Raw genomic sequence first — 26,713 nt, 5'->3', positions numbered from 1 at the left:
GGCACGCGCACGCGGATCTTTCTCCTGTCGTCGAGCGGCGTCGTCACGGCGGTGACTTCCGCGAAACCGCCCAGACCCAGGCTGAAGTCCAGCCATGTGTCCTCTTCTTCTCCCTGTACCGCCATCTCTGGTCCTCCCCGGTTTGCGCATGCCGGCGTGCCCGCTCTGCACGGGAACATGGGCATTGCGGCCGCCTTTGATTAGTCGGTGGGGACTATATGAATGTCGGATGCGCCTGAAATGACATCCAGCAAGTAGTGGAGGCAATGCGTGAAGAAGTGCTCAAGGCGCGAGGAGCCTGCGGAGGCAGATATTCATCGGCGCCTCGACGGAGGAAAGGAAGTGACGGGCTCCGACGGCGTCGAGGTCACCAGGGTGCCGGAGCGTTCCCGATCTCCTCCTGCTCCACCCAGTGCGTCCCCGCGCCATGGGCCCTGTTGCCCGCTTCCACGGCGGCCTGGAATGCGGCGCGCACCGCGGGCGTGTCGGGCTCCCACAACCAGTGGCCTTCGACCGCATGCCCGAACAGGCCCGCCTCCGGCAGGCGCCAGCGCAGGCGGATCCACGGGCTGAGGGCTGGCTTGGACATGCCGGCGAGTCTGCGCGGCAATGTGGGAGGCATCTTGAGGGAGGCCCGCGGGCTCCCGCGGCGGCAGCGGCCGGGGCTCTTCGCTACCGATTCCCGTAGGTCCTAGTCGGGTTTTGTAATCTAGTGTTTTTAATTGCAACGAGTGTTATATTTTCCCAGAAACAATCATTTAACACTTAGGCATTCGATTGGAGGCGGGCCGCAAGGCTGTCCGCAGGGTGCCTTTCCGATGGGAGCTCCGGAATTGCAGGTCAAATCGCAAGAAAGCCCCAAATTGGTGCGCTCGGCGCTGGTCACCGCATGGCTACGCCCGAGCCGCCGATGAACTCGCCAGTCACCTTGCCGCGCAGTCGCCGGCCGTTGCTGAGCTTCAGCGTCGAAGGCCTGCCTGCTCGCGACGAACTCCTCTTCAAGTCCCTCGTTCGGTTGCTCGATCACCGCACCCACCAGCACTGGGCCTGGCAGGTCGAGGACGCCGACCTGCGCGTGGTGGGCGACCGGCTCCCGGCGCCGCCCGCCGAAGCAGACGACCGCTCGGTGCCGCTTCTGACGATCGGCGAGAACCCGCCGTCGCGTGGTCCCTTCCTGCGCCTGCCGCTGCATGCCGATGCGCTCGAGGCCATGCTCAACCGCCTCGGCGCGATGGTGATCCACGCCCGCGAACTCGGTCTTGCCGCATCCCGCGACCGTGCCGCCGAGCGCGGCGACGAGTACCGCCTGCTGCGCTGGCCTTCGCTCGCGCTGCTCGACACCACCATGCGCATGAAGCTCGCCACGCTGCTCGCGAGCCGCCCGGCTTCGCTGCAGGCGCTTCAGCAGAGATCGGGCGCCAGCGCCCAGGAGTGCGCGGACTTCATCGCGGCGCTCGAGAACGCGGGGTTCGTCGCGGCCAGCAGCAGCAACGGCAGCAGCGGCGGCACCGGCTTCGCGGCCAGCCGCGCGCCCGAGTCGATCTGGCCCGATTCGCAGGTCCGGGGCGGCACCGAGGCGCCCTTCGCGCCCGTCGCGGTGCGAGAGACCGTGCAGCCGGGCCTGCTCGCGCGCATCCGCAGCCGCCTCGGCCTGCTGGCCTCCGGACCGAGGGCCTGAAGCGATGAGCCTGCGACACATGACATCGACGACATCGACCGACCCTGAATGAGCGTGGAGCACAAGATACTTTTCACCGGCACCATGGGTGCGGGCAAGACCACCGCCATAGCGGCCGTGAGCGAGATCGCGCCGGTGCGCACGGAGGTGCGCAACAGCGACACCTCGGTTGCCAAGGCCACGACCACCGTCGGCCTGGACTACGGCGAACTCACGCTCGACAACGGAGAGAAGCTGCGCCTGTACGGCACGCCCGGGCAGATGCGCTTCGACTTCATGTGGCGCATCCTCGCGCGCGGCGCGCTGGGCCTCGTGATCCTGGTCGACAACAGCCGCCCCGATCCGCTGGCCGACCTCGAGGTCTACCTCGACGGCTTCTCCGAGCTCATCGACAGGACCGCCTGCGTGGTGGCGGTGGGCCGCACCGAGACCCATCCCGAGCCGGGCCTCGACGCCTACGCCCAGCGCATGCAGGACAAGGGCGTGCTGCACCCCGTGCTGCCGGCCAACGTGACCGATCCGCAGCAGGTGGTGCAGCTGCTCGAGTTGCTGCTGCTGCAGCTCGAAGCCTGAGCGCCGCACCGCCTCTTTTCTTTCCCTTCCTCCCTTCTTTCCTTCCTTCGCCGGACCCGAGCCACATGAACATCTCTCCCCGCATCAAGGACGCCGCCGAGACCGCCGTGGACACGCTCATGCGCGAGATCAAGGGCGCGAAGGCCGTGGTGATCGCGACGGAAGACGGCCTGGAGCTGGCCGCGCGCACCGAGAACAACGCGCAGGTCGCGCGCCTGTCCGCCATCGCGAGTTCGCTGGCCGCGCTGGGGGCAGTGGCCGGCGAGGAGAGCGGGCTGGGGCAGTGCGAGAACGTCGCGATAGAGACCGCGCTCGGCCACATCCTGATGCTGCAGGCCCGCAACGACGAGGCCGACCTCATCGTGAGCGTGGTGACGGGCAAGGACGCGGTGATCGGCCAGGTCCTGTACTTCTCCAAGCAGGCGACGCTTGCCCTTCAGCGCGCCTGAGCCCGAGCGCGCTTACAGCCTTTCAAAAAGCGGCCGCCGCTCATCACTCGCCCGGGTGGCGGCCGATTCTCAGGGCGATGCACTACGAAAGACTTCGATGGCAAATATCAAGCAATCCATGGACGAACTGATGACGATCGACGGTGCGCTGTGCGCTGCGCTGGTCGATTCCGGCAGCGGCATGATCCTGGGGCAGATCGGCTCGGGCGTGGACCTGGAAGTTGCCGCCGCGGGCAATACCGAGGTGGTGCGCGCCAAGCACAAGACCATGAATGCGCTCGGCCTGAACGACGTGATCGAGGACATCCTGATCACGCTCGGACGCCAGTACCACATCATCCGCCCGCTGCAGAAGCACGAAGGCCTGTTCGTCTACCTGGTGCTCGACAAGTCGAAGTCCAACCTCGCGCTCGCGCGCCGCAAGACGCAGGACGTCGGGCAGGCGCTGGCGGTCTGACGCGGCGCGCCGCCGGCCTGCCTGCGACTCGGAGATGCAGGCGGCGTTGTTCTCCGGCGCCGGTTGCCCGGTGCCCAGGTTGATGGCGCAGGCCCGGCGGCACGCTGGCCGCGACGCCGGCAATGCGCGTCTTCACCGACCGTCGGTCAGCCGTCGCCAGGAGATGCGGCGCGTACCGCCCGACGAGGAGACCGGAATGGTCGTCGTCGTCACGGCACCGGTGGAGTCCTTGGTGGTGGCGACGGTCTTCCCACTGGTCGTCACCGCGAGTGCGGCCGAACTCGACAAACCTGCGCTCGACAGGAGTACGCCTGCATTGTCGGCGCCCGAAACAGTCAGGCCGGTGGCGTAGTTGACGTAGTTGATGTAGCTGGAACCGCCGGTGCTGCAGGCGCCCGAGGTGCTTGGCGTGTTGGAGACGTAGACCAGCGTGCCGGAGCTGAGCACCGGATCCTCGTCGACGCGTTCGCCCGACTCGGGCATGTCCACGAACCAGCCGTACATGCTGCTGAAGTTGGTGCTGTAGCTCACCGAACTGGAAACCGTGCGCACCCCGGAGGTATCGGTGAGCGCCAGCTTGACGAAGCAGTTGGTTGTCGTCCCCGTGCTGCATGCGTTGCTGCGCGGGTTGCTGTAGATGGCGGTGGTGCTGGAGCTTCCGCTCAGCGTGTCCTTGATGGCGTACATGGACTGCACCTGCGATGTCGTGATGTCGGTCACGCCCAAATAGGCGCCGGTGCCGACGAAGACCACGTGCTGGCTGTTCACCAGCCCCAGCTCCGGCGCCGTTGTGATGGGTTGGCGGTTGCCCGAGCTGTCGGACAGCGTGGCCAGGAGCTGCACCGTGGCGCTGCCGCTGCTGGCGGTCAGCGCGCTGATGTCGAAGCGCCAGAGGTTGCCGTACAGGTCGCCGCCGTAGACCTGGGTGGTCGTGTTGTCGGTGGAGCTGTTGGTCCAGCCGCTGATCTTCGCCAGGCCGCTTGGGCAGGGCACGACGGAGCAGCCGGTCACTGTGCTGCCGCTCGCGTTGCTGCCCATGCCGTTGTCGATCTTCTTGATCAGCGCGCCGGTCATGGCGTTCCTGATCCACAGGTGGCCCTTGCCGTCGCCGTCGGAGACGTTGTTGTACCCGGAGCTGAGGACGACCGCCCAGGTTCCGTCCGACAGCTTGGTGATCACGGGGGCGCCGTAGGTGTAGCCGAGGTCCGTGTCGTACAGGTTGGGCGTGAGCGTGCTGCTGGAGCTGAACTCCCAAAGCACGGTCGGGGAGCTCGGGTCCGTGACGTCCAGCGCGAAGTAGGCGCGGCCGCCGTCGCCCAGGCCGCCCACGATGATGGTGTGCCAGGCACTGTTGTAGTAGACGTCGGCCTGCGTGATCTGGCCGTCCACGAAGTAGACGTGGTTGGACGCGTAGTTCTTGTCCGCCAGCTTGTACAGGTTGGGCAGCAGGACCGAGGGAATGTAGGCCCAGGTCTCGGCGCCCGTGTCGGCATTGAAGGCATGCAGCATGCCGTCGTTGGAACCCACATAGACCATGCCCTGGCGAGACGCGTTGGAGGTCTTGAAGCTGGCATAGCCCGTGTCGCTGTAGCTGCGCGAAGGGGCCTTGATGTACACCGGCGTGGAGTTGACGACGTCGCCCAGCACGTGGGTGCGCGATCGGTAGTACTTGGTGTTGGTGGAGCCCTCGTTGCTGCGGTCGCCGCGCAGGTAGTTCACCAGGTTCACCCCACCCGCGCCAGTGGTGGTGCCGGCGGTGGAACTGTCCACCTGCGATGCCGTCGCCAGGCAGCTGGTGCCGGAGCTGCACAGCTGCGACAGGGAGCTGATCGACGCGATCTTGAAGTAGCCCTGCATCGTCGTCGTGAGCGAATCCCAGGCGAAGCTCAGCTTCGTCGCGGTGCTGGGGTTGTAGGTGAAGATGGTGCGCGAGGCGTAGCCGACGTTGTCCAGCAGCGCCGTGGTGGTGAGGCTGCCCGAAGTGCTCGAGCAGTCGGAGCCCGCACCCGACTCGGCCCAATCCGCGGTGGTGGAGGTGACGCCGGTGCTCGAGTTGACCGCATAGCGCGCCAGTTCACCGAACCACTTGCCGGAGCAGTAAGTGGTCGAGAAGGTATAGCCGGTGGTGGTGGAGGTCAGCACGGCGGCGCTTTGCGTGACGGCAGCGGAACTGCTGGTCGTGGCGTCCACGGTGTTGAGGAAGTTGGTCAGGCTGGTCTTGATGTCTGACGCATTCGAGGCGCTGTAGTAGCCGCCACGGCCGTTGACGGCCGCGTGCCAGAGGTCGTCGATGGCGGTCTGGGTGTTGCTGACAGGCGTGGGCCAGTTGCAGCTGCCCGAACTCTGCCAGTTGCATATCCCCGCAGCCTGCGTCGTGCTGCTGGTGGTGGTGCCGTTGGCGATGTCGTAGTAGTCGCCGCTCGTGGCGTTCGCGTAGTCGGCATCGAACAGCATGTAGCCCGAGGCACCGAGGCCGATGGTGGAGGTCACCATGTTCTGGCGCTTGTTGGAATAGCTGTTGCTGGATACGTCCGTGCCGCTCGAGTTTGTCGCGTTGCTCAGGGAGGACGATCGCAGGTCGGTGACGTAGTAGTACTCCGCCGTGTCGGCCAGCGTGTTGGACACCGCATTGCCATCGAGATAGGGACGCGACTCGCTGCCGTCCTGGTCTCCGATGGCGGTCGTGCCGTCGACCTTGTAGGGCGTCGCGGTCTCGTTCCAGTAGCCGTCGGTCGACAGCAGCGTGTAGTTGCGCTGGCAGGCGTACTGCATCGGATCGGTGGTCGTCACGCCATTGATGGAGGAGATCTTGGCGGCGTAGTAGCGCCCGGCATTCGACAGCGCGGTGCGAAGCGGCGTGGTGCCGCTGGCCTGGGCCGCCAGGAGCTTGCCGTACCACAGCGACTTCTGCCCTCCGCTGGTGGTGGTGTTGTCGGCGATGTTCAGGAAGTCCGTCGAGCTGCTGACCTTGTTGATGGTCATGTAGCCCACGCGGTAGCTGGAGGTCAGTCCGCTGAAGGCGAGGGTCGTGGCGCTCTTCATCGCCTGCATGCGGGTGTGATAGTAGGCCCACCAGTTGGCGAAGTTGGTCATCTCCTCCGCATAGGTGCAGGTGGTGCTGTTGGTGGTGCAGTCGGTGCGGGTCGTGGAGCGGGCACTCGTGCCGGGGTAGGCATAGGTCGACGTGCTGCTGCTGATGGTGGTCTGCACCCAGCTGCCCGGCGTGCCTCCGCTGAAGGCCGTGACGGTGGCCGTCATGCTGCCGGATTGCGTGACCACGGGCGAGTAGCCGTAGGCATCGGCGCCCTTGGGCGAGGTGATGGTCACGGTGCTGCCGCTGCGGCTGGCGCTGTAGCCGGCAATGCCGCAGTTGCCGGTCTTACTGCTGGTGCAGTTGTTGATGGCCGTGACGATGTTGGTGGCCACCGTGGTGGACGACGTGCTGGCCGAGGTCGTGGCCGAGAGAATCTGCACGCCGTTGACCGTGATGCCGCTGATGCTCGTGCTGCCCGACCCGGCGAGGACGATCGTCGCGGTGGAACTCATGCCCGGATACCGCGGGTACTTGTAGGTGGCCGGCGCGGAGGTGCTGTCGACGTAGACGGCCTGGCAGGTGCTCAACGCGGACGTGGTGCACCAGCGCAGGTAGGCCGGGTAGGCATAGGCGGTGGTAGCCGCGCTCTGCTTGTTGCATGTGCGCAGGTTGGCCGAGGAGCAGTACTCGCCCGCAATGAAGGTGTAGTACGTGGCGGGAGTGCTCGTTCCCGTCAGGTCGGTCGTGCCCGTGGAGATCACGCCGAAGCCGTCGGTCGGCACCTTGGTCCATGCCGAGGTATTGGCCGAGGTCATGCTGGTGTAGCTGGTGCCGGCGTAGTTGACGGGTGGCGTGTAGGTGACCGAAGGGTCGTAGTAGATGCCGTTGAAGCGGCTGTTGCGGTAGAGGTAGGGATAGCTGCTGGCGCTGTAGTCGTCCGCCCAGTCCGGAAGGTAGGCGGAGCTCATGCTGCCGGAGTTGTCCAGGATGAACATGATGTTGGGCTTCACCAGCGTGGCCGAGGACGTTTCCAGCGGAGCCGTTGCGAGGTCGGTGAGGGCGCCGAAGGCGGGCGCCGCGAGGATCAGCGCCAGGGCGCCCATGCAGGGGCGCCAGCGGCCGTGAGGAAACATGTTCATAGGGCCACCATGGCTTGCGTGAAGGAGACGGTGTTGCGCGGACCGCTCACCTTGACGGTGATGCGGTAATAGACCTGGCTGCTGGACGACTGGGTGCTGCCGGACTTCTTGCTGCCGCCGGTGTTCACGGCCAGGGGTGAACTGCCGCAACCGTTGGCGGACGACGCATCGCCCGTGCTGGCGCACATGCGCTGGATCAGGTAGGAGGCGGTGTTGCCCGAGCTGTCCTGGCTCTGCGAGACGGCGGTGTAGCCGGCGCTGACCAGCTGGGTCCATAACTGCGACCACGACTGCGTGCTGCTGGGGTCGGTGCGCGTGGCGGCGTAGCCGCGGCTCGTCTGGTCGCAGGCCAGCACGGAGGTCCCTGTCGAGCAGGTGGTGGCGGTGCTGGAGCTGGTCTGCCCGCTGTTGTTCTCCAGCCAGGTCACCGCCGCCTCCACCGCCTGGTCGGCAGAGGTGGCCGCCGCCTGCTCGAAGGCCAGGTTGCCGCCGATGCTCGCCGAGGCGGAAGTGGTGCGCATCAGGCCGATCGCGGCGATGCTCATGATCGCGAGTGCGACCAGCGCGATGATCATGACGAAGCCGCGCTGCCCGCGCTGCCCGCGCTGCCCGGGCCACGGGCGCCATGGGCTCAGCATGCGACGTCTCCGCTCTGGTAGGTGACCTGGTTGCCGTTCCAGATGATGTCTCGCAGCGGCACCGTGGTCTCGATGGTCTTGTATCGGTAGTGCTTCCACTCCGAGTTGCCGCTGAGGTCGATCGCCAGGGCGGAGGGCGTCACGGTGGTCAGCGTGCTGGAGGTGCTGGTGTTTGCGGTGCTTCCGGACCAGGTGGGTGCGGTGGTGGTGACCGCGTCCTTGTCGTACTGCTGGCTGCGCGCCACTACCGCGAGCCGCAGGCCGACCACCCGCAGCCAGCCGCAGTAGGCGGACAGGCCCGAGGTATCGCTCGTGCCGCCGGGAGTGGTCTGGTCGTAGCTGTCGACCACGCCATCCATCTTCGGCGTGACCAGGTCGCTGGTGTCGCGGCCGTACTGGGCCCGCAGGCTGGCGATGTGGCTGGCGATGGGAACCCAGACGCTGCTGTCGAGCGTGGTCGTATAGCTGGTGTCGCCGCAGTTGTAGGCCGTGTAGTCGCACACGGTGAGGTTGCCGTTGCGCACCGCATAGGCATGGATGACAGGTGCCGCCCCCAGGTTGTAGACGGCCGCTTCCGCCGACGCCAGGCCGGCGGTGCCGGTGGACACGGTCAGCACATAGCTCGCGATGGCGGTCACCTTGCCGAGGACCAGGGCGCAGGAAGAACTGCTGTCGCGCGTGGTCGAGGCGGCCGTCACCCAGTCGCCCGTGGCGAAGGACGATGGGGTGGACACCGTGTAGCTGGTCGCGGTGCTGGTGCCGGCGAGGGCATCCCCTTCGGAGGGGCTGGCCGAACTGCCGCTGACGATGAGCAGCGTGTCGGTGTTGGCGTCCCCCGAGGGCACCAGCGAAGTGCCGGGATTCACCGTGACCGGGGCCAGCGAAGACAGCGTGACGCTCTTGCTGTCCGAGGTCGTGGTGTACGTGAGGCTGCAGCCCAGCAGTGTGTAGGCACTGATGCCCAGGCCGGCCTGGTTCAGTTCGCGTGCAAGGACATGGGTGACCGTGGCGGCGTTGATCTCGGCGTCGCCGCTGGTGCTGGTCAGCCGCTGCTGCGTGCTCGTGGAGTACAGCAGCTGCACGATGACCAGCACCGCGAACATGCCGATCAGCAGGCCGACCATGAGCTCGATGATGCTGAAGCCGTGCTGGCCGCGTTGGCCACGGACGAGGCGCGATGCGGGCATGAAGCTCCTCACGGCTTCATCTGGGCCATGGCCACGTACTGGTGCGCAATGCTGTCGCCAGGGCCCTTCCAGTAGATGGTGATGGTGGCCAGGCTGCTGCTGATGGCCGAACTGCCGCCGCCGGCGACCGTACTGAAAGTGACCGTCGGCGGCAGGCTGCTGACGCCCGGCAGGCTCGACTTGTCGACGGCCGCCTTCCAGCTCGTGTAGCCCGTACCGGCAGTCGTGCTTGCGTAGTTGGCCTGAAGGGTGGCGGCCGTTCGATCGCTCATCCACATGCGGCCGACCAGATCGCTGGCGAGCATGGCGGCGGTCGTACGGAATTCGGCACCCGTCGCGGTGCGCGCCGTGCTGGCATAGAGGCCGGTGATGCCCAGCAGGCCGATCGCGAAGATGAGCAGTGCGGCCATCGCCTCGATCAGGGTGAAGCCGCCGATGGCGGATGAGGGAGCGTGGTGGCGAGTCATGGTCAGCAAGTCATGGGATCGGTGGTGCCGCTGCGTGCCGGGTCGCAGATGCGGGAGTCACCGCCGGGCGAGACGATCACGTTGAGGCAGCGCACCGAGCCGCCGGACGCGACGCAGGTGCCGCTGGCGCTGGTCAACTGCACCGTCAGCGCGGCGATGGAGGTGGTCGGATTGGTCGTGGCCGCCTGGCGGCCCAGCGCATCGAAGCCCACGGTGCTGCGCGTTGCGGTGAGAACCAGGTCCGAGCTCTTGCTCACTTCGAGCGGGCTCCTGCCTATCAGGTAGGGCGCGCTGGTGGCGCTCGGCGCGCTGCCGCAGGCGCCGGCCGGCGTCTGGGAGAGAGTGGCGTTCACTACCCAGATCGCCACGCTGGTACTCAGCGCGCAACCGGCGTCCAGCGAAGTGACGAACTGAAGCCGCGTGCCGGTGTTGCGCCGGATGGCTTCCGCCCTGGCCATCTGCAGATCGGAGCGCAGTGTCTCGGCCGCGCTGCGCAGGCGCGTGTTGCGTGTCCAGTCACCGAACCAGGGGGCGGCCAGCAGGGTCAGGATCGCCAGGATCGTGATGCCCACCATCAACTCGATCAAGCCGAATCCCCGCATCGAAAGCGGCCGTGCCCGCATCAGCAACTCCCGCCCCTGTTCGTGATCCAGCAGCTCGACGAGGACGAGGTCCATCCCGATACGCCAGTGATGGTGGACGTACGGGTGCCGTCCTGGTCGATGGTGTAGACGAAGCCGGCCATGGCGGACGAGCCGGTGGCAGTGATGGTGTAGCTCGTGGACGAGCTCGGCGTGCAGGTGAGCGTGAAGTACTTCAGGTTGGTGTTGGAGATGCTCACGCCGCATGTGCTGGTGGAACCCGTGGCGTAGTAGCTCTTGGCATCCTGGAACCACTGCTCCATCTTTGCGTTGCTGGCCGAAAGGTTGGAGGTCGCCTCCGGGATGCGACCGCGCCGGACGTAGTCCGTGTAGGAAGGCAGTGCGATCGCCGCGAGGATCGCCACGATCGCCACGGTGACCATCACCTCGATCAAGGTGAAGCCGCGCGCCCGCGCATGGAACTCCTGGGGCGTCTTCTGCAGCCGCGTCATGGTGATTCTTCTCCTCGTGTATCGGAAGCAACGGGAAACTTCCTGGACGCCGAGTCGAACACGCAATTTGGGAGGAATCTCGCTGATGCGTTGGGGTTTGTGTGCGCGTTGGAAGCGCTGAATCCGAGGTTCCTCCGACTTTGTCTCCGAGCATCCATGTCGTATCGGATTGGCCGATGTTCAGGAGAAGTGATTGCTGAAAAGAAAGAGGCCGAAGCCTCTTCTGCTGGCATGCATTTCGCCTTGCATCGAGTTCAACGATGTTCAGGAGAAATGATTGATGAGAGAAAAGATCCGGCTGTCCCTGGCCCTGGCGTGCATGACGGGCTTTGCGACGGTTGCATGCGCAGCATCGACAACAGCGGATGGTGGCGGCACGGCTGTGGAAGCTGCGTTGAAGAGTTGCGCTGCAAGCGTTGCAAAGGATTCGAACGGTGGTCCCGATCAGACCGCGATGACGGCGTGCATGACCAAGGCGGGCTTCACGAAACCATCGCAGGGCGGTGATCGCATGCCGCCACCGCCTGCCGGCGTTGCGCCTCGCAAATGACGGTGCAGAAACCGCTGCCACGCAGCAGTCGGCGAAGCGAAGCAGATCGACAGAGATCGTCTGCGGGAACCGGCCGAAGGGTGATGAAGCACGCCGAATCAACTGGTGAGCACGGAGGCCTCGCGCCCAATGACGAGCCGGCGCTGAGACCCGATGCCATCAGTCTCGAAGCCGCCATCGCAATGACCGGCATCAGCAAGCGAACGTTGTGGCGGCGTGTGTCGGATGGAACGATCGCCAAGCACGAGGAAGACTCGCGTGGAAGAGCAATGCTTGCCCTTGCGCAGATCCTCGACCTCATCGACATCGCGTTGACCGGCGAGGAGCTGCACGTGATCGTGAAGGCCGACAGCGGTGACGCGTATGCGCAGGTCGATGCCGGCGCTATGTTCTTTGTCGCTGGCCGCTTCGGCGCGGCCGTCTACTGGTTCGATCTTGCCGCCGCGCAAGGCAACGCCGACGCCATGCAGTGGCTCGGGAACTGCCATGCGTCCGGCCTGGGAGTCCCCAAGGACGAGAGCCTCGCGATCATGTGGATCGCCAAGGCGGCTTCGCTGGGCCACTTGGTGGCTTGCCAGCAGATCCAGGGCATGAGGGCCGGGCGCGGGGACGCCTAGCCATGCGCTCATTGCGCCGAATCACTCCTCTCGTGGTCGTCGTGCTGGCGGGGTGCGGCGGCTCGCACATGCCCGACGACGAGCAGGCCGACTTCGGTGCGAGCGTCGTGGCTCGTGGCGTGATAGCGGCGCAGCAGAAGTGCGATGCGGTGGGTATGCCGGATCTCTATGAATGCGCCGAGGCGCCATCATCGCCAACAGGTGAACGAATGGCTGCTCGTGTGGCGCTGGGCATGTACCGCACCTTCCAGCAGAGCTGCTACGAAACCGCAGGCGCTGGAAAGTGCGAGGCGCTCGTGGAGGCGGCCTACAGGAAGGCCAAGGCGCAGGAGTCGAGTACCTTGGAAACGGGAATAAAAAAACCGCCCGAAGGCGGCTGACGGGAAGTCGGTTCGCGTATCAGCGGCAGGTTGCCGGTGCGTACTTGGCGAGCAGCGTGCCCGTGGTGGCAGCCATGTTGGCATTCGTTGCGGAAACGTTCGTGGCGCTGGTGCAGGCCCAGTCGATGGCGCCGCTCACTCCCGTCGACAGCGCCGAAGCCAGCGTGATCGCGGTGCCCGCGCCGGCTGAGCGAACATAGGGCGAGAGGATGAGCGTGTTGGCCCCAGTTGCAACGCCGACCGCAGTTGCGTTGAACGTCACCGTGATGATGCCGCCGTCGGCGATCTGCACGCTGTTGACGTACTTGGAGTTCGCGCCGGTATTGGTGTTCTGTGCATTCCAGGTGGTCAGCACGTTGGCCAGTTCGGTGGTGCTCGTACCGTCGGTGGCGACCATGTTCTTCGCGCCCTGTGCCAGTCCGAGCCCTTCGGTCACGCGCGCGCGCACCGTGTAGTCCTGATAAGCTGGCAGCGCCACAGCAGCCAGGATACCGATGATCGCCACGACGATCATCAATTCGATAAGAGTGAAACCCTTTTGCACGTTGCGTGCGAAGGAACGACAGTTCATTGTGAAACTCCTGCAGTTGAGAAAGTGCGCCCGGAAAGATCTCCGGGACGTGCTTCTTTCTGCAGTCCGCATGCCACCCGTCCAGGGGTGGTTCATGCGCGTTCGAGCAGGTGTTTCAGGACGTAAAGGCGCGTGTACATTCGTGCCGCTTCGTCATGACGCGCGGCCGTGCGTGCCATGGCATCTCGCCGGTGGTGTCATCCGTCGTGTCGTATCGATGCGCGTTGGCGTGTGCCGTTCAATGCGCGGCTGCAAGCCGCTGCGCTTCGAGCATCAGAGGCACGCGCACCTGCGCGACCAGCCCGTGCGAGCCCGTCTTCAGCACCACGTCCCCGCCGTGCGCGCGCGCGATCGAACGGCACACGGCAAGCCCTAGCCCGCTGCCGGCCGCGCTCGAAGAGCGGGCCTGCACGGTGCGGTAGAAGGGTTTGAAGACCTGCTCGAGTTCGCTGGCGGGCAGGCCCGGTCCGCGGTCGCCGATCTCGACCACGGCGTCGGGGCCGTCGGTGAACAGGCGCACGCGTGCCAGGCGGCCGTACTTGACGGCGTTCTCGATGAGGTTGTCGAGCACGCGGCGCATGCCGATCACGTCGACCTCCACCGGTGCGTGTTCCGTGCGCCGCAGCTGCACGTCCTTGCCGACGAACGCGGCCTGCTCGACCACGTCCTCGACGAGGCTCGCGAGGTCCATGCGCTCGCGCGCGGTCACCACCGAGGCGTCGCGGATGAAGCTGAGCACGGAGCCGATCATGAGCTCCATCTCCTGTACGTCCTCAAGCATGCCGGCGCGCACGTCGTCGGGAACATCCTCGATGCGGAAGCGCAGGCGCGTGAGGGGCGTGCGCAGGTCGTGGCTGATGGCGCCGATCATCACCGTGCGGTCGTCGACGAAGCTGCGCAGCCGCGCCTGCATGCGGTTGAAGGCCTGCGCGGCGCGGCCTATCTCGGCGGGGCCTTCGAGTGCCATCACCGGTGCCGACGGGTCGCGGCCGAGCTGGTCGGCCGCGCGCGCGAAGCCGGCGATGGGACGCACCAGCCGGCGCGAGAACAGCCAGCCCGCAGGCGCGACGATGGCCGCCGCGATCAGGAACCACAGCAGCACGCGGCGCTGCCAGGCATTGGGAAAGGACTCGGGCGCCGGCTGCACCACCACCCAGCTGCCCTCGGGCGTGTACACGGCGGCGATGAAGTCGCCCTCGACGAAGGGAGCGGGCGCGAGTCCGAAGAGGCCGCGCGTGGCGGGGCGCGCGGTGTCGGAGGTCTCGGTGGTCGTGGCCTCGGTGTTGGCGGGCGCGCGTGGCGGCTCGGCCGTGACTGCCGCTGGCGGTGCCGTGCTTGCCGCCGGGGCGGGGTTGGGCGAGGAAGGGCGTGCAACGGATTCGGAGCGTGGCAGCGGCGCGGGAGTCGACGGAGGAGCTTCCGCCCTGGAAGGGGCCTCGCGCGGTGGCGGGCTCTCGACGACCGGCGGCAGGCCTCGCATGTTGCCTCCGGGTTGCATCGATGGTGCCGTGGGCTGGCCGCGAGCCATGCCCGGCGGTGCCGTCTGTGATGGCGAGGCCGGCTCAGGTGCTCTCGGCGCGATGGCCGTCGCGGGTGGCGCCGGTGCGGGGGAAGGCGATGGCGGCGTGCCTGTCGCGCCCGTGGTGCCGGACGGTGGTGCTGTCGTCGTGCCGCCCGGAGAACTCGTGGTCGGTGGCGTGGCGCCAGGCTCGGGTGTTGCGGCCGGCGTGGATGACCGGGGCGATGCGGAGGGGCCGCCCGCCGGATCTGCGGCCGGAGCACTGCCTGGCGGCGACTGGGTTGTCGTGCCGGTGGGCGGCGATGGCTGCTGTTGCTGCTGTTGTTGTGATGAAGGCGGAGGCGCCGGCGGAGCCCCCGTCATGCTGTCCCTCTGTCCCCGATCCATGCCGAAGCCGCCGCTGGGCCCTCCGAAGCCGCCCGGAAATCCCATGCCCCCGGGGCCTCCCGGGCCGCCGCCACCGCCACCGCCGCCCGGAGGTCCGCCCCGGGCCTGCACCTTCAGGAAGCCGCCTGCGGAAGCCGCACTGGCGATGCCGCGCGACGCGTCATGCCCGTCGCCCGTGGCGGCGACAGGCCCCGTGGTGCCCGCGAACGGCAGCGGAGTGAAGAAGTAGAGCCGCACCTCGGCTTCGTCCCGCGTCAGCAGTTGCGCCAGGTCGCGGCGCGAGCGTTCGGACGTCAGCCAGCCCTGGCCCTTGGGCTGGGGCGCCTTCGCCTGCAGCGTGCGCTGCAGCAGGTGGGCGTTGCGGCCCTCGGCGCTGCGGCCCGAGAGCACGCGCGCGATGTCGCCGAGCTGCCACTGGCGTTGGGGCTGGGGCGGGAGCAGCACGGTCAGCGCCAGCGTCACGACCTGCGCAACCACCAGCCCGCCCAGCAGCAGGCCCATGATCTGCCACGCGAGCGGCGGACCCAGCCAGCGGCGCGCGGTACCTTGGGTTTTCATGGGGCGATGCTGGCACGGACGGCAGGTGATGTCACGCCGGCGTGGCTCGATCTTTGCATTCCCATCTTTTTCTCCCAAGTCAGCGCGCTTGCGCGGGGCCGGGCCATGCGCAAGCGTTCGAGCGCGCGAGTCTGTGCAGCGGATGTTGCTGCCGGATTTCACTGCATTGCAATACATTGCAGCGCCTGCAGGGGCTTCGGGCGGGGGCAGTGCGCGGCCTATGATGCGCTACCCGATCCGCCGTAACGTGAACCTGTCTACCCGCATCCTCATCGTCGACGACGACGCCGGCATCCGCAGCCTGGTGGCGTCCTTCCTGGAGAAGCATGGCTTCCAGGTCGACGCCGCCGGCCATCCGGCAGAAATGCGCGAGCGCCTCGCGCAGGCGGAATACGCACTCATCGTGCTCGACGTGATGATGCCCGGCGAGGATGGCCTGAGCGCGCTGCGCGAGCTGCAGCGCATCGGCGGGCCGCCCGTCATCATGCTGTCGGCCGTGGGCACGGACATCGACCGCATCGTGGGCCTGGAGATCGGCGCGGAAGACTACCTTGCCAAGCCGTGCAACCCGCGCGAGCTGCTGGCACGCATCCGCACCGTGCTGCGCCGGACCGCGCATGGCGCTGCCGCTGCCGGGCAGCCTGCACGAGCTGCGCCGCAGCCGCCACAGGCGAGTGCTGAAGTGCCCGAGGGGCAGCAGCAGTCGCTGGTGCTGCACTTCGCCGGCTGGCGCATGGATCTCGAGGCGCGACAGCTGCACGACCCGCAGGACCGGCTGGTGGATCTCTCCGACGGCGAATTCCGCCTGCTGCGGGCGCTGGTGCAGCACCCGCGCCGCGTGCTGACGCGCGACCAGCTCGTGCAGTACGCCCTGGGCGCCGAAAGCGATTCGTACGACCGCGCGATCGACGTGCAGGTCAGCCGCCTGCGCCGCAAGCTGGCTTCCGGCGAGACACGTGCGGACCTGATCCGCACGGTGCGCAACGAGGGCTACATGTTCGTGCCCGCCGTCACGCGCACGCGCGAGGCCTGAAGGCTCCTTCCGCCCAGTCCCGGCCCCTCGTTCGCGGGATGCCGCGGAACCGGCTTCGCCGGGCCGCAGGTATCGCCCGGCGAGGGCGCGCGCGCGACACGAAGGGCGCGAAGCCCTGGGGGAGTGCCCGCAACACGCTGAAATTCGCAGGAAATGCGAAGCCCGCAATCTCGGGGCCTCGCATTCATCACTATCCCTACCTATCCATGACATCGTTCGACTGGCTGTGGGACTGGCGCACCCTGATCGCGCTGGCTGTCTGCGACGCCGCGCTGCTTGCGATGTTCCTGGCGTGGGACGCCCGGCGCATCGCGTTCCTCGCACGGCGCTGCGTCGCGGCGCACGAGTCGCCGCAGGCGCGGCACTGTCGCTTCAGTCCGGAAGACTGCGGCGCATTTCGTCGGCAGCCGCCTGGCTCCGAGGCCTGAGTTCCAGCTTGCGGCAGGCACCGAAGCCGCTCTCTTCCCGGAGGCTGGCCGCAGCGCGCTCCGGCGTCGCAAGCGTTTCGGCGACCAGGTCCAGCAGATGGCCGGCCGCTCGCGGATCGAGCACGGTGCCGGTGGCCAAGGCACGCAATGCGAAGGCGATGTCGGCGTCTTCCGCATCGCTCAGGAGATAGCCCGTCGCTCCCGAGGCGAAGGCCGACAGCACCAGTTCCCGCTCGTCCGTATCCGACATGGCGATGACCTGTGCGCGCGGCAGCTTCGCGCGTACGTCGCCGATCAGCGCAGCACCCTGGCCTATCGGATAGAGCTGCATGTCGACGAACACCAGGTCGAATGGCAGCGATGCGAGCATCGCCTCGGCCTCCTCGCATGTGGGCGCAAGCACCACGCGCCGCTCCGGCGCGAGATGCCCCAGGATGCGCTTCATGCGGCTCGCGACGACGGGATCGCTTTCGACGACGAGGGCGCCGAAGAAGAGTTGCGGCCGGCTTGGGCGCGAGGCTCCGGCAGGGAAGGGCAGGCCGCGCAAGGAAGTGCCTTCAGGCGTGAGTTGCAGGATCCGGCCCGCTTCAGGGCGCCGTCTTCGACTGCTCCAAGCGGCCATGCGTGCGCTTGCAGCTGCCGTCGCGAGAACCGGTGCCGCTCGTCGTGATCGGTGCGAGCGTCGACCGGCTGTAGTTGCCGGCTGCGGCCGTCCCGCGCTCCGTGCATGTGTCGCTGCCCGCCAGGAAGATGCCGGCCGCCAGCGCGCCGAAGGCCAGCAGGCCCGCAAGACGCGGCAGCCACACGGACTTCGCGGATCGCGGCATGGCGGAGGAAGCGGGCGATGTCCTGCCGCTCCATCGGGCCCGCATGACGAGTTCCGGGGGAAGGCCGTCCGCGTGCGCGAGCGCTGGAAGGCCGTCGAGGCGAAGCGCGCGGAACGCGTCGTGCGGGTTGCGATGCCGGAGAGTCTTCATGACCGGTATCGTGGACTTCAAAGGGGGAGAAAAATTGGACGGCCGCCCCCTGGACGGCCGCGACTGCGCAACGGAATCAGAAATCGAGCTTGGCGCTCACGCTGAACGTGCGCGGATCGCCGGGCTTGATGTAGTTGTCGTACTGGTACTCCCAGTAGCGCTTGTTCGCCACGTTGTTGATGGCCGCGCGGAAGGTCGTGTTGCGTCCGCCGATGCGCGTCGTGTAGCTCGCGCCGATGTTCGCGATGGTGTAGCCGGGCACGCTCAGCTGGTTCGCCGCGTTGAGCATGGTGTTGCCCGTGTACTTCATGTCGGCCGAGAGCCTGAGCCCCGGCACCTGCGCCACGTCGTAGGACACCTGCGCGGTCGCCACCAGCTTCGGAGCGCCCGCCACGCGGTTGCCGATGTAGCTGCTGCCGCGTTCGTACGAGCTGTCGAGCAGCATCAGGTTGCCGCCGATCCGCCACTGCGAGCCCAGGCGCGTGGAGGCTCCGAGTTCCAGGCCCTGGTAGATCGACTGGCCGTCCTGCACCAGCACGTTGGCGCTGTTGGCGTACTCGGCGCCGCGCTCGATGCGGAACAGCGCCGCGGTGGCGCTCCAGCGGTCGCGCTCGGTCTTCAGGCCCAGTTCGTACTGCTTGCTCTTCAGCGGGTTGAGCAACTGGCCTTCGTTGGCGTAGAGGCTGCCGACGGTGCTGCCTGGCTCCAGCGATTCGACATAGCTGGTGTAGAGCGTGGTGTCGGGCGCGGGCTTGAACATCAGCGCCAGCGTCGGCGTGATCACGCCGCTCTTGCGGTAGCTCGAGTTGCGCTCGCCGGTGGTGTCGTAGCCGATCTGCTCGTAGGTCGTGCTGCGCAGGCCGCCCAGCACAGACCACCTGTCGGACAGCTTCAGCGTGTCGCTCGCGAAGACGGCGCGCTGCGTGATGTCGCTGTTGCGGTAGGGCGTGAAATCGGTGGAGCTGGCGTAGCTGTTCGTGTTCTGTCCGAAGATGCTGCCGCTGCCGATCAGCTGGTAGACGCTGTTGCTGCTGTAGTAGTTGACCTGCTTCTGCCACGACGCGCCCAGCGTCAGCTGGTGCTCGAAGTCGCCGGTGCGCAGCTTGCCCGTGGCCATGGCCTGCCACTGGTTGAAGCGATGGCCCTCGGCGCTGTCGGAGCGGTAGTCGTCATAGCTGCCGCCGGAGTCGAGCAGGTAGGCGATGCCTTCGTTGCGGCTGCGCGTGGCGCTGCTGTGGCTGTAGCTGGTGCTCAGCGTCCAGTCGGGCGAGAGCTTGTACTGCAGGCCGGTCGAATACAGGTTGAAGTCGGTGGCCAGGTGCTGGCCCGCGCCCACCAGGCCCTGGTTGTCGGCGCTGATGGTGGCGGGCAACTGCGTGCCCGTATAGCTGCCCAGGTAGATCGACGGCGTCTGGCCGGTGGAGGTGCGCTTCTGGTAGAGCGAGTCGAAGGTCCAGGTGAGCTTGTCGGTGAGCTTCGCGTCCAGTCCGAGCGACACCGAGTTGCGGCGCACGTTGCCGTCGTTGTAGGTCTTGCCTTCCTCGTGCGTGGCGTTGAGCCGGTAGCCGAAGCGGTCGTCCGTGCCGAAGCGCCCGCCCAGGTCGACGTGCTCGCTCCAGATGCCGGCCGTCTTGTAGCCCACCTCGATGCTGCGCACCGGCTGGTCGGTCGGCTTCTTCGTCACGTAGTTGACGATGCCGCCCGGCGAGCCGAAGCCGTACATGAAGCCCGAGGAACCCTTGAGCAGCTCGATCTGCTCGAAGTGCTCGTAGGGCAGGGTGATGGCGTAGCTCAGGAAGGGCTGGCCGTTGATGCGGTAGCCGTTCTGCCAGTCCAGCGGCAGGCCGCGCACCGTGATGTAGCTGGCCCAGGCGCTGTAGGCGCCGCTGTTGTCCGACACCGATGCGTCGAGCGCGAACACGTCGCCCAGCTTCGACACCTGGCGCTCGGCCATGTCCTCGCCGCGCACGACGGTGGTGGAGAAGGGCGTTTCAAGCTGCGAGCGCGCGCCGAGCGCGCCGCTGCTCACCTTGGCGCCGAGGTGCTGCTGCGTGTCGTCCTGCGACTCGGCGGTGACCGTCACCGTCGGCAGCGCTGCCGCGGCAGCGTCCTTGCCTTGCGCCTCCTGCGCGTGCGCGCGGCCGATCTGGGCCGCGGCCCACAGCACCAGCAGCGTGGCGCGGGCGGGCGGGCCGAATGCGCTGCGCCTGAATGAGAGCGGGGAGGCCGTGGAAATCGGCGAAAGGGCCGTGACGGCGACGGCGGTGTTCTGGCGTCCTGGGATCAACTTTGACTCGCGTTGTAGATAAGAATGACTCTCATCTTCAACGCGAATCTCGTAGAAATATTGGAGCTTGGCCCTGCGGCCCGTGCGGGCTGCCTCTTCCGGATCAGTGGCCGTTGCCCGGCGACGGCGCTAGCCCGCGCTGCTTCAGGAAGTCGTAGAGGCTGACCGCGAGCACCTGCGCGATCGGAATGGGCAGCGTCACGCGCAGCACCGCCGCCCGGTGGACCGGGCACTTGTCGGAGCTGTGATCGACGCGGCTGGCGTCGAAGGTGATGTGGACGCAGCCCGCGTTGACCCAGTAGCCCGAGACTTCGTCCGCGAACACCTGCGGGGCGTGCAGGTCGTCGATGTAGATGGCTTGCGGAGGCTGGGACATGGCGGCTCTGTGATTGCGGAGCCGCCGATGATCGGCATCAATCTGGCAGGAAAAAAGGAGTGGCCGCTCTCACCCTCGCGCCCCCGGGGCTTCCTTCGCGCCTGTGCAGCGCCCGTGCTCAGACGATCCGCACCGACAGCTCGGGTAGCCGGTCGATGTGGATCTCGATCAGGTCGCCACGCACCACGGGCCCCACGTTCTCCGGCGTGCCCGAGTAGATGATGTCGCCCGGCTTCAGCTCGAAGGCCTGCGACAGCCGGCTGATCTGCTCGGCCACCGACCAGATCATGTGCCTGAGCGTGGCGTTCTGCTTCGTCTGCCCGTTCACCTTGAGCCAGATCGCGCCGTCGGTGAAATGGCCGACCTTCGCCACTGGATGGATCGGGCCCACGGGCGCCGAGTGGTCGAAGCTCTTGCCGATCTCCCAGGGCTTCTTCTGGTCGCCCATCTCGCGCTGCAGGTCGCGCCGCGTCATGTCGAGGCCCAGCGAGTAGCCGTAGACGTGGTCGAGCGCCGAGCTCGTCGGGATGTTGCGCCCGCCCTTTCCGAGCGCCACCACCAGCTCCACCTCGTAGTGGTAGTTCTTCGTGAGCGTGGGGTAGGGATGGTCGGCCACGGTGCCGGGCGTCACGACCTGGATCGCGTCGGCCGGCTTCTGGAAGAAGAAGGGCGGCTCGCGGCTCGGATCCGAGCCCATCTCGCGCGCATGGGCCTCGTAGTTGCGGCCGATGCAGTAGATGCGGCGCACCGGATAGACCTGCTCGCTGCCGACGATCGGGATGGTCGAAGAGACGACATCGAACGGCGTGGCCTGCGCGCGGGCGGCCCCGGCGGGCGGCGCGCAGCCGGCGATGGCGCCGGTGGCCATGGCGGCGGAACCGGCCAGCAGGCCGCGACGGGAAGTGATCATGAAGGTCTCCTTGGTCTTGTGTGGAAATGCGCTTGCCGTACCTCGCACGGCGGCTTCATTCTGGGACGGCGGGGTGGCGCGCAATCGCACGCATCTACGCAAAAACAGGACAGAACCCACCACTGCAGAATCGGCGCACGGGGCCACGTACCGGCCCGGCAGGACGCCCGCATGCTCACCCACAAACAGCTCCGCTATTTCGTCGACATCGTCGACGCGGGCAGCTTCAGCCTTGCGGCGGAGCGCCTGTTCATCGCGCAGTCGGCCCTGAGCCGGCAGATCAAGGAAATGGAGCGGCATCTGCAGGTGCCGCTGCTGGAGCGCGACGCGAGGCATCTGGAGATGACGCCCGCAGGCCGCTCGCTGTACGGCGATGCGCGGCGCATTCTCGCGGCGCTGGAGAGCGCGGCCATCGGGGCGCGTCATGCGCAGCGCGGCATCGAAGGCACGGTGCAGCTGCTGCATTCGAGTTCGGTGCCGCTGACGCACGGCCTGCTCGAATGCCTGAAGAAGCATGCACAGCGCCACCCCGGCGTCTCCATCGAAGTGTCGCAGCGTGCGTCGGAGTACCAGGCGATGGACATCGAGCAGGGCAATGCCGACATCGGCCTGGCGCGCGAGCCGGTGCTGCGCCGCTACCCGGGCGTGCAGCAGTCGCCGCTCTTCTCGGAATCACTGGTGGTGGCCGTGCCCGCTACGCATGCGCTGGCCGGCCGCGAGCGCGTGGCCATCGCCGAACTGCGCGACGAGCCGTTCGTCGCGACGCCGCATCTCGAACGCGGCGGGCTGAGCCATCGCGTGGCGGAGCTCTGCCGTGCGCAGGGCTATCACCCCAGGAGCGCGCAGGTCCGCTCGCGAAAGTGGTCGCAGCTGGCGCTGGTGCAGGCCGGCTTCGGCATCGCGATCGTGCCCGAGTCGATGGGGCGCATGGCGCCGGAAGGCGTGAAGCCGCTCGCGCTGGATGGCGACGATGTATCCACCACGGTGCTGGTGCTGTGGCGCGCGGAAGATGCCTCGCGGCTCGCGCAGGATCTGGTCGCGTCGTTGCGTGCCGTCTAGCTGATTTCGAGATCGATGGGCGCCGAATTCGGCATTGGCGCGGAAGGAGCGAAGTCCATAGATTCGCGGGCATGGATTTCTTCTTCGGTGCCTTGCCTGTCACGCCTTCCCAGTTCGCCGTCGTCTGCACGGGCGTTGTCGTCGCCTACGTCATCTTCGGCATCGCCGGCTTCGGCACCGCGCTGGTCGCCGGGCCGGTGCTGGCCAACTTCATTCCGGTCGCCAGCGTCGTGCCGCTGCTGGCGCTGCTCGACTTCTTCGCGGCCGTGGCCAACGTGAGCCGCGATGCGCGATCGGCCGACGTCGGCGAGCTGCGGCGGCTTGTGCCGGTGATGGCGCTGGGCAGCCTCGTGGGTGCGGCGTTGCTGCTGCTCGGGCGGCCGCAGCTGATGCTGCTGGCGCTGGGCATCTTCGCGGTGGCCTATGCGCTGTATTCGCTCAGCGGCATCAAGCCCGCCTCCCGGCTGTCGCAGCGCGCGGCGATGCCCTTCGGCTTCGTGGGCGGCATCTTCTCGGCGATGTTCGGCAGCGGAGGCTTCATCTACGCGATCTACCTGTCGGGGCGCATCGAGGCGAAGGAACGCATCCGCGTCACGCAGTCCACGCTGATCGGGCTCAGCACGCTGACGCGGGCGATGCTCTTCCTGCTGGCCGGCGTGTATGCGCAGACGTCGATCCTGTGGCTGGCGGTGCTGCTGTTTCCCGCCATGCTGGTGGGCACGGCGGTGGGCAGGCGCATCACGCTGCGCCTGTCGCGCGAGCAGTTCATCAAGGTGGTGGCGCTTGCCGTGCTGTGCTCGGGCGCCTTCCTGATCTACCGCTATGCCGCCGGTTGAATGCCGAGGGGAATCAGCGGCATGCCTGCGTAGGCCAGGCTGAACGTCCAGAGAATCAGCGCTGCATAGAGGCCCGTCAGGAGCCACACCGCGGCGCGGCCCCATGGCATGAGCGACATGCTGATGAGCGCACCCGCCAGCGGCAGCAGCTGTTGTGCGTGCACGCCGAGAAAGTGCGGCACGCGCAGGTCGCCTCCGGTTGCAGACCAGCCGAACAGCGGAAGCGTGGCGCCGCCCGCGACGGCACCGATGGTCGATCCACCATGCTGGCTGATCGCGATGCCCGCGCCCGCACCGGCCACGAAGGTCAGCACCAGCCCCAGCACCACGGCCAGCCGGTAGGGCGCCGCCAGCGCATCGCCGTGGCGTGCGAACAGCCATGCGAGCGGCAGTGCCGTGGCGCTGAGCAGCAGCGCACCCACGCCCATCAGGCTGTACATGACGATGTGGAAGGTCGAGTCTTCGTTGAAATGCGAAGCCTGCGCTAGCGCGCCTTGCAGCGTGATGTAGCCGATCTCGAAGACGCCCGTGGCGATCACCACCGCGACGATGATGCGTGCGAGGCGGCTACCGCGCTGCTCGTGCGGCAGGTCGCCGATCAGCCATGCGGTGGTCAGCGCATAGAGACTGACCGAAGCCATGAACTTCAGCGGCTTGACCCAGACGCCGACGCCGTTCAGCGTGCGCGGATCGAGCCACGCCGCCATGAGGGCAAGCACCATCGTCGCGAGCAGCAAACCGCCGAACCAAGCGAGCTGCGGCTGGCGTCTGTGCAGCTCCCATGCCAGTGCCATGCACGCGGGCGCGACACGCAGCGCCAGAAAAGCCAGCAGGCCGACCGGGCCGAACAGGAAGGTGAGGGCGAAGCAGGGAATGAGCAGCACTGGCGCGATGCCCGCGCGCTCTCCCTCGCGCGCGATCCAGGTGCCTACGAACAGGTCGAAGGCGAGGTAGTGGAACCACCCGGCCGTGAGAAGGCCCGGATGCTGGAACAGCGCATGCACCGCCGACAGCGAGCTGTATCCGCCGCCGGCCGCCGACCAGTAGGTTGCCATCAGCCACCAGTACGCCAGCCCCAGGCCGACGGGAATGACGATGCCGGTCGTGGCCCAGATGAACGGCTTGGCACGGCCCAGCCATGGGGCCGCGCCGAGCGCTGCCCAGGCGGGAAGGGCGACAGTGCTGCCTGCGCTGAAAAGTGAATCGAACATGTGCGCCTCGCGATCGAAGAAGGCAATCCAGGGTCGGAAAGATGTTATCTTTACAGTGTTTAGATGAAAGCGCAACCTGATTCTTCGAGGAGGTAGAGTTCCTCCTTTGAAGACCGGGAACAGCAGGCAGCCATGGCGGCAAAGAAAATCGAAGAAGCACCCGTGCCCTATCACCACGGCGATCTGCGCGCGGCGCTGATCGGGGCTACCGAAGTCCTGCTGGCCGAGCGCGGCATCGAGGGCTTCACCCTGCGCGAGGCGGCGCGACGCGCGGGCGTGTCGGCAGCGGCGCCCATGCATCACTTCGGCAGCGCGGCCGGGTTGCTGACCGAGGTGGCGATCCTCGGCTTCGAGGAACTCACGCGCTGCCTGCGCGAGGGCACCGAGACCGGCGGCACAGATCCCGCGCGCCGCCTGCGCGGCCAGGGCATGGGCTATGTGCGGTTCGCGCTGGCCTATCCGGCGCGCTTCCAGCTCATGTTCCGCAAGGACCGCCTGACGCCGGACGCACGGCTGGAGGCTGCCGGCGACGCAGCATTCGCCGAGTTGGAGATGGCGGTGCGCGACTACACCGGCTGGGGCCGAAAGAAGCCGCTGAACCGCGCGACGCAGGCGACGGTGCTGGGCGCATGGTCCACCGTGCACGGCTTCGCGCATCTCGCGCTGGACGAGAAGTTCGGCGGACACGCCGGCGGCGCGGGCACGAACGACTTCGTGGAGAACATGCTGCCCGAGATACTGAAGCAGTTCTGGCCCTAGCCTTCAGCCGTTCGCTCGTTCATCCACTCTTCGTTCATTGCCCCGGAAAGGGCGGCAGCCGCCTGCGGATCGTCTGCGCCTTCACGATGGATGTGTTGGTCTCGGCCTTGCTCGCGATGCGGTCGAGGATGCCGTCGAGCTGTTCGAGCGACTGCAGGAACAGCCGCGCAACGAAGCAGTCTTCTCCCGTGACCTTGTCGCATTCGCAGAACTCGGGCGTGCCTTCGATGAGCTTCTGCACCGCCTGCAGCTGCCCCGGCAGCGGACGGATGCGCACGATGGCCTGGAACTGGTATCCCAGCGCCTTCGGATTCACGTCCAGCGTGTAGCCCCGGATCACGTCGCGCTCCTCGAGCCGGCGCAGCCGTTCGGAGACGCTGGGCGACGAGAGACCCACGTGGTGGGCCAGTTCCTTCAGGGACATGCGCGCGTTGCCGGCAAGGGCTTGCACGATGGATTCGTCGATCGGATCGAGCATGAAGACCATCTCCGGTGAACTGGTTGAAGTGCCTTGATTTCAACGGCCATTGCTGGCGATTGCCTTATTAAAAGCATATCCAATTCGCGCGGACCGTGGCACGCTTGCAGCCTTGCTTCCTGCCGTTCGGAACGGAGAGACATGCAGACACAGCTTCGCGGTGCGCTCGAGATGAGCGCGGCCATGGTGATTTCCGGAACCATCGGATGGGTCGTCGTGCGCTTCAACCAGCCGCTGCCCGACTTGCTGTTCTGGCGCTGCGTGTTCGGCGCGGCGACGCTGCTGGTCGTGTGCTTCGTGCTCGGCCTGCTGCGACGCGGCCTCACGCTGCGCAACTTCGCGCTGGCTGCATTCGGCGGCGTGGCGCTGGTCATCAACTGGGTGTTGATCTTCGCGTCCTTCTCGCACGCGTCGATCGCCATCGCCACCGCGGTCTACAACACGCAGCCATTCATGCTGGTGGCGCTCGGCGCGCTTCTCATGTCGGAGCGGCTGACTGCGATGAAGGCGATCTGGCTGTGCATCGCCTTCGCCGGCGTGGTGCTGGTGGCGCAGGCCAAGTCCGGTGGCGGCGCCGGAGGCTCGTCCTACTTCGTCGGCGTGCTGATGGCGCTTGGCGCGGCCTTCTGCTACGCGGTGGCGGCCCTCGTGGCAAAGAAGCTCGATGGCATCGCGCCGCATCTCATCGCGCTGATCCAGGTCTGCGTGGGCATCGTGATGCTCGCGCCCTTCGCGAACCTGAAGACGCTGCCCACCGATGCGGCCACCTGGGGCGTGCATCTCGCGATGGGCGTGATCTACACGGGGCTGGTGTTCGTGCTGCTGTACGGCGCGCTGCAGAAGCTGTCGACACCCGTGGCGGGCGCACTGTCGTTCATCTATCCGCTGGTGGCCATCGGCGTCGACTACGTCGCCTTCGGCCAGCGGCTGGGCACGCTGCAGCTGGCGGGCGCGGCCGCCATCCTGATCTCGGCGGCGGGCATGACCTTCGGCTGGACCCTGCCGGGCCTGCCGAGGCAGCAATCGCCCGCCGCCGGAAAGAGCTGACGACAGTGCCCGCGG

At 67.1% G+C, this 26,713-nt stretch carries 29 protein-coding genes; 13 read left to right on the top strand and 16 right to left on the bottom strand.

Annotation, left to right across the window (positions count from 1 at the left end; all coding sequences use genetic code 11):
• Window positions 1-367: 367 nt before the first annotated feature.
• Window positions 368-589, bottom strand: a complete 222-nt coding sequence (locus BMY35_RS36435) for a hypothetical protein (protein ID WP_093209827.1) — start codon at window positions 587-589, stop codon at window positions 368-370.
• A gap of 321 nt (window positions 590-910) precedes the next feature.
• Here BMY35_RS36435 and BMY35_RS36430 point away from each other — a divergent pair, with 321 nt between their 5' ends.
• The 4 genes from BMY35_RS36430 to BMY35_RS36415 all read left to right on the top strand — a co-directional run bounded on the left by BMY35_RS36430 (window position 911) and on the right by BMY35_RS36415 (window position 3,157).
• Entirely contained in the window at window positions 911-1,678 is a 768-nt protein-coding gene (locus BMY35_RS36430) for a hypothetical protein (RefSeq protein ID WP_256230626.1), read from the top strand.
• 54 nt (window positions 1,679-1,732) lie between these two features.
• Window positions 1,733-2,251, top strand: coding sequence for a GTP-binding protein (locus tag BMY35_RS36425; protein ID WP_093209837.1), 519 nt, complete (start codon window positions 1,733-1,735; stop codon window positions 2,249-2,251).
• A 65-nt stretch (window positions 2,252-2,316) separates the two neighbouring features.
• A complete protein-coding gene (locus BMY35_RS36420; RefSeq protein WP_093209824.1) occupies window positions 2,317-2,700 on the top strand; it encodes a roadblock/LC7 domain-containing protein in 384 nt (127 codons plus the stop codon).
• Window positions 2,701-2,797: 97 nt separating this feature from the next.
• Complete coding sequence (locus BMY35_RS36415; RefSeq protein WP_093209822.1) at window positions 2,798-3,157, top strand: hypothetical protein; 360 nt, start codon at window positions 2,798-2,800, stop codon at window positions 3,155-3,157.
• A 132-nt stretch (window positions 3,158-3,289) separates the two neighbouring features.
• Here the strand turns inward: BMY35_RS36415 and BMY35_RS36410 are convergent, their stop codons facing one another.
• Genes BMY35_RS36410 through BMY35_RS36385 form a run of 6 tightly spaced genes read right to left on the bottom strand, consistent with a single transcriptional unit; the run spans window position 3,290 to window position 10,715 of the window.
• Entirely contained in the window at window positions 3,290-7,330 is a 4,041-nt protein-coding gene (locus BMY35_RS36410; protein ID WP_093209821.1) for a pilus assembly protein, read from the bottom strand.
• Window positions 7,327-7,968 (bottom strand): pilus assembly PilX family protein, encoded by a 642-nt coding sequence (locus tag BMY35_RS36405; RefSeq protein WP_093209819.1) that lies wholly within the window; start codon window positions 7,966-7,968, stop codon window positions 7,327-7,329. Before BMY35_RS36405 ends, BMY35_RS36410 begins: the two co-directional genes overlap by 4 nt.
• Complete coding sequence (locus tag BMY35_RS36400) at window positions 7,962-9,155, bottom strand: PilW family protein (RefSeq protein WP_093209818.1); 1,194 nt, start codon at window positions 9,153-9,155, stop codon at window positions 7,962-7,964. Before BMY35_RS36400 ends, BMY35_RS36405 begins: the two co-directional genes overlap by 7 nt.
• Before the next feature lie 8 nt (window positions 9,156-9,163).
• The gene (gene pilV / locus BMY35_RS36395; protein WP_093209816.1) at window positions 9,164-9,622 is read right to left on the bottom strand and encodes a type IV pilus modification protein PilV; all 459 of its coding nucleotides are present in this window, start codon (window positions 9,620-9,622) and stop codon (window positions 9,164-9,166) included.
• A gap of 2 nt (window positions 9,623-9,624) precedes the next feature.
• Window positions 9,625-10,299: a GspH/FimT family pseudopilin gene (locus BMY35_RS36390; protein WP_093209815.1), complete on the bottom strand. Its 675-nt coding sequence runs from the start codon at window positions 10,297-10,299 to the stop codon at window positions 9,625-9,627.
• Window positions 10,245-10,715, bottom strand: a complete 471-nt coding sequence (locus tag BMY35_RS36385) for a type IV pilin protein (protein WP_093209813.1) — start codon at window positions 10,713-10,715, stop codon at window positions 10,245-10,247. Before BMY35_RS36385 ends, BMY35_RS36390 begins: the two co-directional genes overlap by 55 nt.
• Window positions 10,716-10,995: 280 nt before the next feature.
• Here BMY35_RS36385 and BMY35_RS38160 point away from each other — a divergent pair, with 280 nt between their 5' ends.
• The 3 genes from BMY35_RS38160 to BMY35_RS36375 all read left to right on the top strand — a co-directional run bounded on the left by BMY35_RS38160 (window position 10,996) and on the right by BMY35_RS36375 (window position 12,262).
• Window positions 10,996-11,265 carry a hypothetical protein gene (locus BMY35_RS38160; protein ID WP_143080828.1) on the top strand — a complete coding sequence of 90 codons (270 nt, stop codon included), beginning with the start codon at window positions 10,996-10,998 and terminating at the stop codon, window positions 11,263-11,265.
• Between the two features lie 83 nt (window positions 11,266-11,348).
• Window positions 11,349-11,882: an SEL1-like repeat protein gene (locus BMY35_RS36380; protein WP_177213795.1), complete on the top strand. Its 534-nt coding sequence runs from the start codon at window positions 11,349-11,351 to the stop codon at window positions 11,880-11,882.
• Between the two features lie 32 nt (window positions 11,883-11,914).
• A complete protein-coding gene (locus BMY35_RS36375) occupies window positions 11,915-12,262 on the top strand; it encodes a hypothetical protein (protein WP_218153045.1) in 348 nt (115 codons plus the stop codon).
• A 19-nt stretch (window positions 12,263-12,281) separates the two neighbouring features.
• Here BMY35_RS36375 and BMY35_RS36370 read toward each other — a convergent pair whose 3' ends face one another.
• Window positions 12,282-12,833, bottom strand: coding sequence for a pilin (locus tag BMY35_RS36370; protein ID WP_093209808.1), 552 nt, complete (start codon window positions 12,831-12,833; stop codon window positions 12,282-12,284).
• A gap of 238 nt (window positions 12,834-13,071) precedes the next feature.
• On the bottom strand, window positions 13,072-15,297 hold the full coding sequence (locus BMY35_RS36365; RefSeq protein ID WP_093209806.1) for an ATP-binding protein: 2,226 nt from the start codon (window positions 15,295-15,297) through the stop codon (window positions 13,072-13,074).
• A gap of 247 nt (window positions 15,298-15,544) precedes the next feature.
• Between BMY35_RS36365 and BMY35_RS36360 the strand changes: the two genes are divergently transcribed.
• Both BMY35_RS36360 and BMY35_RS38155 read left to right on the top strand, forming a co-directional pair.
• The gene (locus tag BMY35_RS36360) at window positions 15,545-16,330 is read left to right on the top strand and encodes a response regulator (protein ID WP_218153044.1); all 786 of its coding nucleotides are present in this window, start codon (window positions 15,545-15,547) and stop codon (window positions 16,328-16,330) included.
• Window positions 16,331-16,536: 206 nt separating this feature from the next.
• On the top strand, window positions 16,537-16,758 hold the full coding sequence (locus tag BMY35_RS38155; protein ID WP_093429428.1) for a hypothetical protein: 222 nt from the start codon (window positions 16,537-16,539) through the stop codon (window positions 16,756-16,758).
• Here BMY35_RS38155 and BMY35_RS36355 read toward each other — a convergent pair.
• The 5 genes from BMY35_RS36355 to BMY35_RS36335 all read right to left on the bottom strand — a co-directional run bounded on the left by BMY35_RS36355 (window position 16,703) and on the right by BMY35_RS36335 (window position 21,308).
• Window positions 16,703-17,305: a response regulator gene (locus BMY35_RS36355; protein ID WP_177213794.1), complete on the bottom strand. Its 603-nt coding sequence runs from the start codon at window positions 17,303-17,305 to the stop codon at window positions 16,703-16,705. The genes BMY35_RS38155 and BMY35_RS36355 overlap by 56 nt on opposite strands.
• Before the next feature lie 40 nt (window positions 17,306-17,345).
• Complete coding sequence (locus tag BMY35_RS38150) at window positions 17,346-17,735, bottom strand: hypothetical protein (RefSeq protein ID WP_143080826.1); 390 nt, start codon at window positions 17,733-17,735, stop codon at window positions 17,346-17,348.
• A 76-nt stretch (window positions 17,736-17,811) separates the two neighbouring features.
• Window positions 17,812-19,908 (bottom strand): TonB-dependent siderophore receptor, encoded by a 2,097-nt coding sequence (locus BMY35_RS36345; protein ID WP_093209835.1) that lies wholly within the window; start codon window positions 19,906-19,908, stop codon window positions 17,812-17,814.
• Between the two features lie 217 nt (window positions 19,909-20,125).
• Entirely contained in the window at window positions 20,126-20,398 is a 273-nt protein-coding gene (locus BMY35_RS36340) for a hypothetical protein (protein WP_093209800.1), read from the bottom strand.
• Window positions 20,399-20,516: 118 nt separating this feature from the next.
• A complete protein-coding gene (locus BMY35_RS36335; protein WP_093209798.1) occupies window positions 20,517-21,308 on the bottom strand; it encodes a fumarylacetoacetate hydrolase family protein in 792 nt (263 codons plus the stop codon).
• A 171-nt stretch (window positions 21,309-21,479) separates the two neighbouring features.
• Here BMY35_RS36335 and BMY35_RS36330 point away from each other — a divergent pair, with 171 nt between their 5' ends.
• Both BMY35_RS36330 and BMY35_RS36325 read left to right on the top strand, forming a co-directional pair.
• A complete protein-coding gene (locus BMY35_RS36330) occupies window positions 21,480-22,367 on the top strand; it encodes a LysR family transcriptional regulator (RefSeq protein ID WP_093209796.1) in 888 nt (295 codons plus the stop codon).
• A gap of 71 nt (window positions 22,368-22,438) precedes the next feature.
• Complete coding sequence (locus BMY35_RS36325) at window positions 22,439-23,203, top strand: sulfite exporter TauE/SafE family protein (protein ID WP_093209795.1); 765 nt, start codon at window positions 22,439-22,441, stop codon at window positions 23,201-23,203.
• Here the strand turns inward: BMY35_RS36325 and BMY35_RS36320 are convergent.
• A complete protein-coding gene (locus BMY35_RS36320) occupies window positions 23,188-24,414 on the bottom strand; it encodes an ABA4-like family protein (RefSeq protein WP_093209793.1) in 1,227 nt (408 codons plus the stop codon). The genes BMY35_RS36325 and BMY35_RS36320 overlap by 16 nt on opposite strands.
• Before the next feature lie 132 nt (window positions 24,415-24,546).
• Here BMY35_RS36320 and BMY35_RS36315 point away from each other — a divergent pair, with 132 nt between their 5' ends.
• Window positions 24,547-25,173, top strand: coding sequence for a TetR/AcrR family transcriptional regulator (locus tag BMY35_RS36315; protein ID WP_093209792.1), 627 nt, complete (start codon window positions 24,547-24,549; stop codon window positions 25,171-25,173).
• A 34-nt stretch (window positions 25,174-25,207) separates the two neighbouring features.
• Here the strand turns inward: BMY35_RS36315 and BMY35_RS36310 are convergent, their stop codons facing one another.
• Entirely contained in the window at window positions 25,208-25,651 is a 444-nt protein-coding gene (locus BMY35_RS36310; RefSeq protein WP_093209833.1) for an Lrp/AsnC family transcriptional regulator, read from the bottom strand.
• Window positions 25,652-25,792: 141 nt separating this feature from the next.
• Between BMY35_RS36310 and BMY35_RS36305 the strand changes: the two genes are divergently transcribed.
• A complete protein-coding gene (locus BMY35_RS36305) occupies window positions 25,793-26,698 on the top strand; it encodes a DMT family transporter (protein ID WP_093209790.1) in 906 nt (301 codons plus the stop codon).
• The last annotated feature ends 15 nt before the right edge of the window (window positions 26,699-26,713 follow it).

This window comes from Variovorax sp. YR750, from assembly GCF_900109805.1.
Lineage (GTDB): Bacteria > Pseudomonadota > Gammaproteobacteria > Burkholderiales > Burkholderiaceae_C > Variovorax > Variovorax gossypii.
Note: the sequence above shows the minus strand (reverse complement) of the source record. Positions and strands in the feature narration are given on the sequence as shown.